The following is a 5295-nucleotide window of genomic DNA, read 5'->3' as shown; positions in this document are numbered from 1 at the left end:
ACCCCCCCCCCAGCCCCCGCCGCCCGCGGCGCAGCCCCAAGGAATCACCTAACAATGTCTGAAGTGACCGTAGCTTCGCTGGCCAAAGTGCTGGGTATGCCCTCCGAGAAGCTGCTCGAGCAGCTGGCCGGTGCCGGCATGACTTTCAGCGGGCCGGACCAGGTGGTCAGCAGCACCGAAAAGATGAAGCTGCTCGGCTTCCTGCGCCGTACCCACGGCAAGGACGAGCAGCCGGCGGAAGCCACGGTGCCCAAGAAGATCACCCTGCAGCGCCGCAAGCAGGAAGAGCTGACCGTCAGCGCCGGCAAGACCAAATCAACGGTCACGGTGGAAGTGCGCCAGAAGCGCACCTACGTCAAGCGCGATGACGCCGATGCGCCCGTGGTGACCGACGAGCGCCAGGACGCCCTGCGCAAGCTCGAGGAATCCAGGGCCAAGAACGACGCCGAGCTGGCAGCGCTGAGCGAGACGGATCGCAAGCGCAAGATGGAGCGCGACGCGGCCGAACTGGCCCGCATCGAAGCGCTCAAGCCGCCGGTGGTGGTGGCACCCGTGGAAGAGATGGTCGAAGTGGTGGAGCCCGTGGCGCCGCCGGCCCGTCCGCGCGTGCAGGAAGTCGAGCGCGCCGCCCCCGGCGCCATCGTCATCCACGAACCGCGCAAGGCCCGCATGGAGCCCAAGGCCCCCGAGCGCAAGCCCGGCCCGATGGCCCGCCCGACCCCGGGCGGCCCGCGTCCGCCGCCGGTCGGCCCGGCCAAGATCCCGCCGAAGAAGAACGTCATCCGCGGCTCCAACTCGATGGTCGACAACGAGGGCGAAGAGGGCCAGGCGCAGCGTTTCGCCGCCGGCCAGCTGCACCTCACCGAATCCGAGCGCGCCCGTCGCGGCGCCGCCGGCAACCGCAAGAAGCCCAAGATGCGTTCGTCGGAGCCCTCGCGCACCGCCAGCGGCCAGCACGGCTTCTCGCGCCCGACCGCGCCGATCGTGCGCGACGTTTACATCGGTGAGTCCATCACCGTCGCCGACTTGGCCGCCAAGCTGGCCATGAAGGGCGGCGAAGTGGTGCGCTCGCTGTTCAAGATGGGCGTCATGGCCACCATCAACCAGGTGATCGACCACGACACCGCGGTGCTGGTGGTGGAAGAGCTCGGCCATCGCGCCGGCAAGGCCAATGACGACGACGCCGAGATCGCGCTGGTTGCACACCAGGACGTGGTGCAGGGCGAGCGCACCACGCGCCCGCCGGTGGTCACCATCATGGGCCACGTCGACCACGGCAAGACCTCGCTGCTCGACTACATCCGCCGCACCAAGGTCGCCACCGGCGAAGCCGGCGGCATCACCCAGCACATCGGCGCCTACCATGTCGAAACCGACAAGGGCGTCATCAGCTTCCTCGACACCCCGGGTCACTCGGCGTTCTCGGCCATGCGTGCCCGCGGCGCCAAGCTCACCGACATCGTGGTGCTGGTGGTTGCGGCCGACGACGGCGTGATGCCGCAGACCATCGAAGCGGTGAACCACGCGCGCGCCGCCAAGGTGCCGCTGCTGATCGCCGTCAACAAGATGGACAAGCCCGAAGCCAACCCCGACAACGTCAAGCAGGGCCTGGTCAAGCTTGAAGTGGTGCCGGAAGAGTGGGGCGGCGACGTGCAGTTCGTGCCGATCTCGGCCAAGACCGGCATGGGCGTGGACGCCCTGCTGGAAGCGATCGCGATCCAGGCCGAAGTAATGGAACTGACCGCCGTTTACGACGCCCGCGCCACCGGCGTGGTCATCGAATCGGCGCTCGACAAGGGCCGCGGCCCGGTCGCCACCGTGCTGGTGCAGCAGGGTACGCTCAGGAAAAGCGACTACCTGGTTTGCGGCGTGCACTACGGCCGCGTCCGCGCCCTGTTCGACGAGAACGGCAAGCAGGTGGACCAGGCCGAGCCGTCTATCCCGGTGCAGGTGCTCGGTCTGTCCGGCGTGCCCGACGCGGGCGACGATTTCGTGGTCGTGGCCGATGAGCGGCTGGCCAAGGAAGTGGCCCAGCAGCGTGACATCAAGCGCCGCGAGTCGCGCCTGGTCACCACCGCTGGTTCGCGCATGGAAGACATCATGGCGTCCATGGGCCAGAACCTCGGCCAGGCCAACCTCAACCTGCTGGTCAAGGCCGACGTGCAGGGTTCGGTGGAGGCGCTGCGCCAGTCGCTGGTGGCGCTTTCCAACGACCTGATCAAGATCAACGTCATCAGCTCCGGCGTGGGCGGCATCACCGAGTCCGACGCCACCCTGGCCGCCACGTCCAAGGCCGTCATCATCGGCTTCAACGTGCGCGCCGATGCCAGCGCCCGCCGCATCATCGAGACCAACGGCCTCGACCTGCGCTACTTCTCGATCATCTACGACGTCATCGACCAGGTGAAGCAGGTCGCTTCTGGCCTGCTGGGCGTGGAGATCCGCGAGGAAATCCTCGGCATCGCCGAAGTCCGCGACGTGTTCCGCAGCTCCAAGTTCGGTGCGGTCGCCGGTTCGCTGGTCACCGAGGGCACGGTCAAGAAATCCAAGCCCATCCGCGTGCTGCGCAACTCGGTGGTGGTGTTCGAGGGCGAACTCGAGTCGCTGCGTCGCTTCAAGGACAACGTCGAAGAGGTCAAGAGCGGCACCGAGTGCGGCATCGCGGTGAAGGCCTACAACGACGTGCAGCCCGGCGACCAGATCGAATGCTTCGAGCGCATCGAGGTGCAGCGCACGCTGTAAGGCGAGCGCGAACCCATGGCGACCAAAAGCTTCCATCGCACCGATCGCGTCTCGGCCCAGCTGCGGCGCGACATCGGCCTGATCGTGCACCAGGCGGTGCGCGAATACGGGCTGCCCTCGGTGAGCGTTTCGGACGTCGAGGTCACCCGTGACCTGGCGCACGCCAAGGTGTTCGTCACCGCGCTGCTGGCCGAACAGGGTCCGGCGGCGGTGAAGGCGCTCAAGGAAATCGCGCCCGAGCTGCGCTATCGCCTGGGACAGGCGATTCGCATGCGCCACGTGCCCGAGATCCACTTCCACTACGACGACTCGGTCGACAAGGGCGAGCGCATCGACCAGCTGCTGCGCGACAACCCGCCCAGCGACGCCACCGACTGAGCCACGGCCTGCCCGTGTCCAGGACCGTCTTCCGGCCCGTCGACGGCATCCTGCTGCTCGACAAGCCGTCCGGCTACAGCTCAAACCAGGCCCTGCAGGACGTGCGGCGGCTGTTCCGCGCCGAGAAGGGCGGCCACACGGGGGCGCTCGATCCGCTGGCCACCGGCCTGCTGCCGCTGTGCCTGGGAGAAGCCACCAAGATCGCCGGCCTGTTGCTGGGCGGCCGCAAGGCCTACCGGGCGCGCATCCGCCTGGGTGCCACTACCGACACCGACGACGCCGACGGCCTGGTGCTGCGCGAACGCGCCGTGCCCGCCCTGGAGCGCGAGGCGGTCGAAGCGGCGCTGCAGCCTTTCGTTGGCCGCATCCGCCAGCGCCCGCCGATCTATTCGGCGCTCAAGCAGGGCGGCGAAGCGCTTTACGTGAAGGCCCGCCGCGGCGAGGCCATCGACGTGCCCGAGCGCGAGGTCGATGTGGAGGCCGTGGAACTGGTCGACCTGGACGGTGCCGAGCTCACCCTGGACGTGACCTGTGGCTCGGGCACCTACATCCGCAGCCTGGCCCGCGACCTGGGCGAGGCCCTGGGCTGCGGCGGCCACATCACGGCGCTGCGCCGTACCTGGGTGGACCCGTTCCGCGGCGCCCGGTCCTACTCCCTGGCCGACTTGCAGGACGTGGCGGAAACACAGGGCGAAGCGGCGCTGGCGTCGCTGCTGCTGCCGGTTGAGGCCGGTCTGTCGCATTGGCCCACCGTGGTGGTGGACCCCGACCAGGGCCGGCGGCTGGGTATGGGGCAGTGGGTGCAGCTGGAGGAGGCGGGACTGAAGTTTCTACCTGAGGGTGCCGCCAGCGTCGCCGGGCCCTCGGGGCCCGTCCTCGTCACGGCCAGCGCGGCCGCCCCGGAGGCAGGGGCGCCCGTCCCGGGTTCCGGGAGCGATATGCCCGCCGTGGAGCCAGGCGCGCCCGTCCCTGGTCTGCTTGCCGTCAACGTCCTGGACCCATCAGGCCGATCGCTCGGCCTGGCCGAGCTCTCGCAGACCGGGAAAGTGCGCGCCAAACGCCTTTTCCGCTGGGCCAGCGCGGGCTGACCCGGCGCAGGCGCGGCCAGCAGCCTTGTCCGCAAAGGCCCGTCCGGCTATAATTCCGCGGCTTTCACAAGCACCTCCCAACCGGCGAGCCACGCGGTGCGGCGTCAATAATGGCGACGTTCCTGCAGGCTGCGCATCACACAGAAGAGAACATCATGTCCGTCGATTCCGCCAAGATCATCGAAGAGTTCAAGCGCGTCCCCAACGACACCGGTTCCCCGGAAGTCCAGGTGGCCCTGCTCTCCGCCCGCATCGACCACCTCACCGACCACTTCAAGGCCCACAAGCAGGACCACCATTCCCGCCGCGGCCTCCTGAAGATGGTCAACCAGCGCCGCAGCCTGCTTGGCTACCTCAAGAAGAAGGATTCCAAGCGCTACCAGACCTTGATCGAGCGTCTGGGCCTGCGCCGCTAAGACAAGTAAACCAACGCGGCGCAGAAATGCGCCGCGTTGCATTTGGGGCCCCGGAACCTGCCGGGGCCAAACCGCCGGGCAGGGTGCCCGCCGGATCGAATCCAAAGACGAGGAATAAACATCGTGGCGAAAGTAACCAAGACGTTCCAGTACGGTCAGCACCAGGTCACCCTTGAGACGGGCGAAATCGCCCGCCAGGCCGGTGGCGCAGTGGTCGTGAAGTTCGGCGACACGGTCGTGCTGGTAACGGCAGTCGGCAACAAGAATGCGCGCGAAGGCATGGACTTCTTCCCGCTCACCGTCGACTACATCGAGAAGTTCTACGCCGGTGGCCGCATCCCGGGTGGCTTCTTCAAGCGTGAAGGCCGCCAGACCGAGCGCGAGACGCTGGTTTCCCGCCTGATCGATCGCCCGATCCGCCCGCTGTTCCCCGAGCACTTCCGCAACGAAGTGCAGGTCATCGCCACCGTGATGTCGATGAACCCGGAAATCCACGGCGACATCCCGGCCCTGATCGGCGCGTCCGCCGCGCTGGCCCTGTCGGGCAGCCCGTCCGCGGGCCCGATCGGCGCGGCCAAGGTCGGCTACGCCAACGGCCAGTACCTGCTCAACCCGACCGTGACCGAACTCAAGACCTCCGACCTGGAACTCGTGGTCGCCGGTACCGCTGG

At 68.0% G+C, this 5295-nt stretch carries 3 protein-coding genes and 2 pseudogenes; all 5 read left to right on the top strand.

Annotated elements, in window-relative coordinates; genetic code table 11:
• Window positions 1–54: 54 nt before the first annotated feature.
• A complete protein-coding gene (gene infB / locus K0M70_RS15065; RefSeq protein WP_290783327.1) occupies window positions 55–2742 on the top strand; it encodes a translation initiation factor IF-2 in 2688 nt (895 codons plus the stop codon).
• 15 nt (window positions 2743–2757) lie between these two features.
• On the top strand, window positions 2758–3120 hold the full coding sequence (gene rbfA, locus K0M70_RS15060; protein WP_290783325.1) for a 30S ribosome-binding factor RbfA: 363 nt from the start codon (window positions 2758–2760) through the stop codon (window positions 3118–3120).
• A gap of 14 nt (window positions 3121–3134) precedes the next feature.
• Window positions 3135–3917 (top strand): annotated as a pseudogene (gene truB / locus K0M70_RS15055) (tRNA pseudouridine(55) synthase TruB); the annotation flags it as partial.
• 446 nt (window positions 3918–4363) lie between these two features.
• Window positions 4364–4624 carry a 30S ribosomal protein S15 gene (gene rpsO / locus K0M70_RS15050; protein WP_290783324.1) on the top strand — a complete coding sequence of 87 codons (261 nt, stop codon included), beginning with the start codon at window positions 4364–4366 and terminating at the stop codon, window positions 4622–4624.
• A gap of 123 nt (window positions 4625–4747) precedes the next feature.
• Window positions 4748–5295 (top strand): annotated as a pseudogene (locus tag K0M70_RS15045) (polyribonucleotide nucleotidyltransferase); the annotation flags it as partial.

The organism is Arenimonas sp., assembly GCF_019459675.1.
In the GTDB taxonomy this organism is placed as follows: Bacteria; Pseudomonadota; Gammaproteobacteria; order Xanthomonadales; family Xanthomonadaceae; genus Arenimonas.
The sequence above is the reverse complement of the archived record's forward strand: the minus strand, read 5'-3'. Positions and strand labels throughout refer to the sequence as shown.

What these genes read in the sequence shown, in the direction of transcription:
- infB (WP_290783327.1), top strand. Translation starts at nt 55, where the DNA reads ATGTCTGAAGTGACCGTAGCTTCGCTGGCCAAAGTGCTGGGTATGCCC.
- rbfA (WP_290783325.1), top strand. Translation starts at nt 2,758, where the DNA reads ATGGCGACCAAAAGCTTCCATCGCACCGATCGCGTCTCGGCCCAGCTG.
- rpsO (WP_290783324.1), top strand. Translation starts at nt 4,364, where the DNA reads ATGTCCGTCGATTCCGCCAAGATCATCGAAGAGTTCAAGCGCGTCCCC.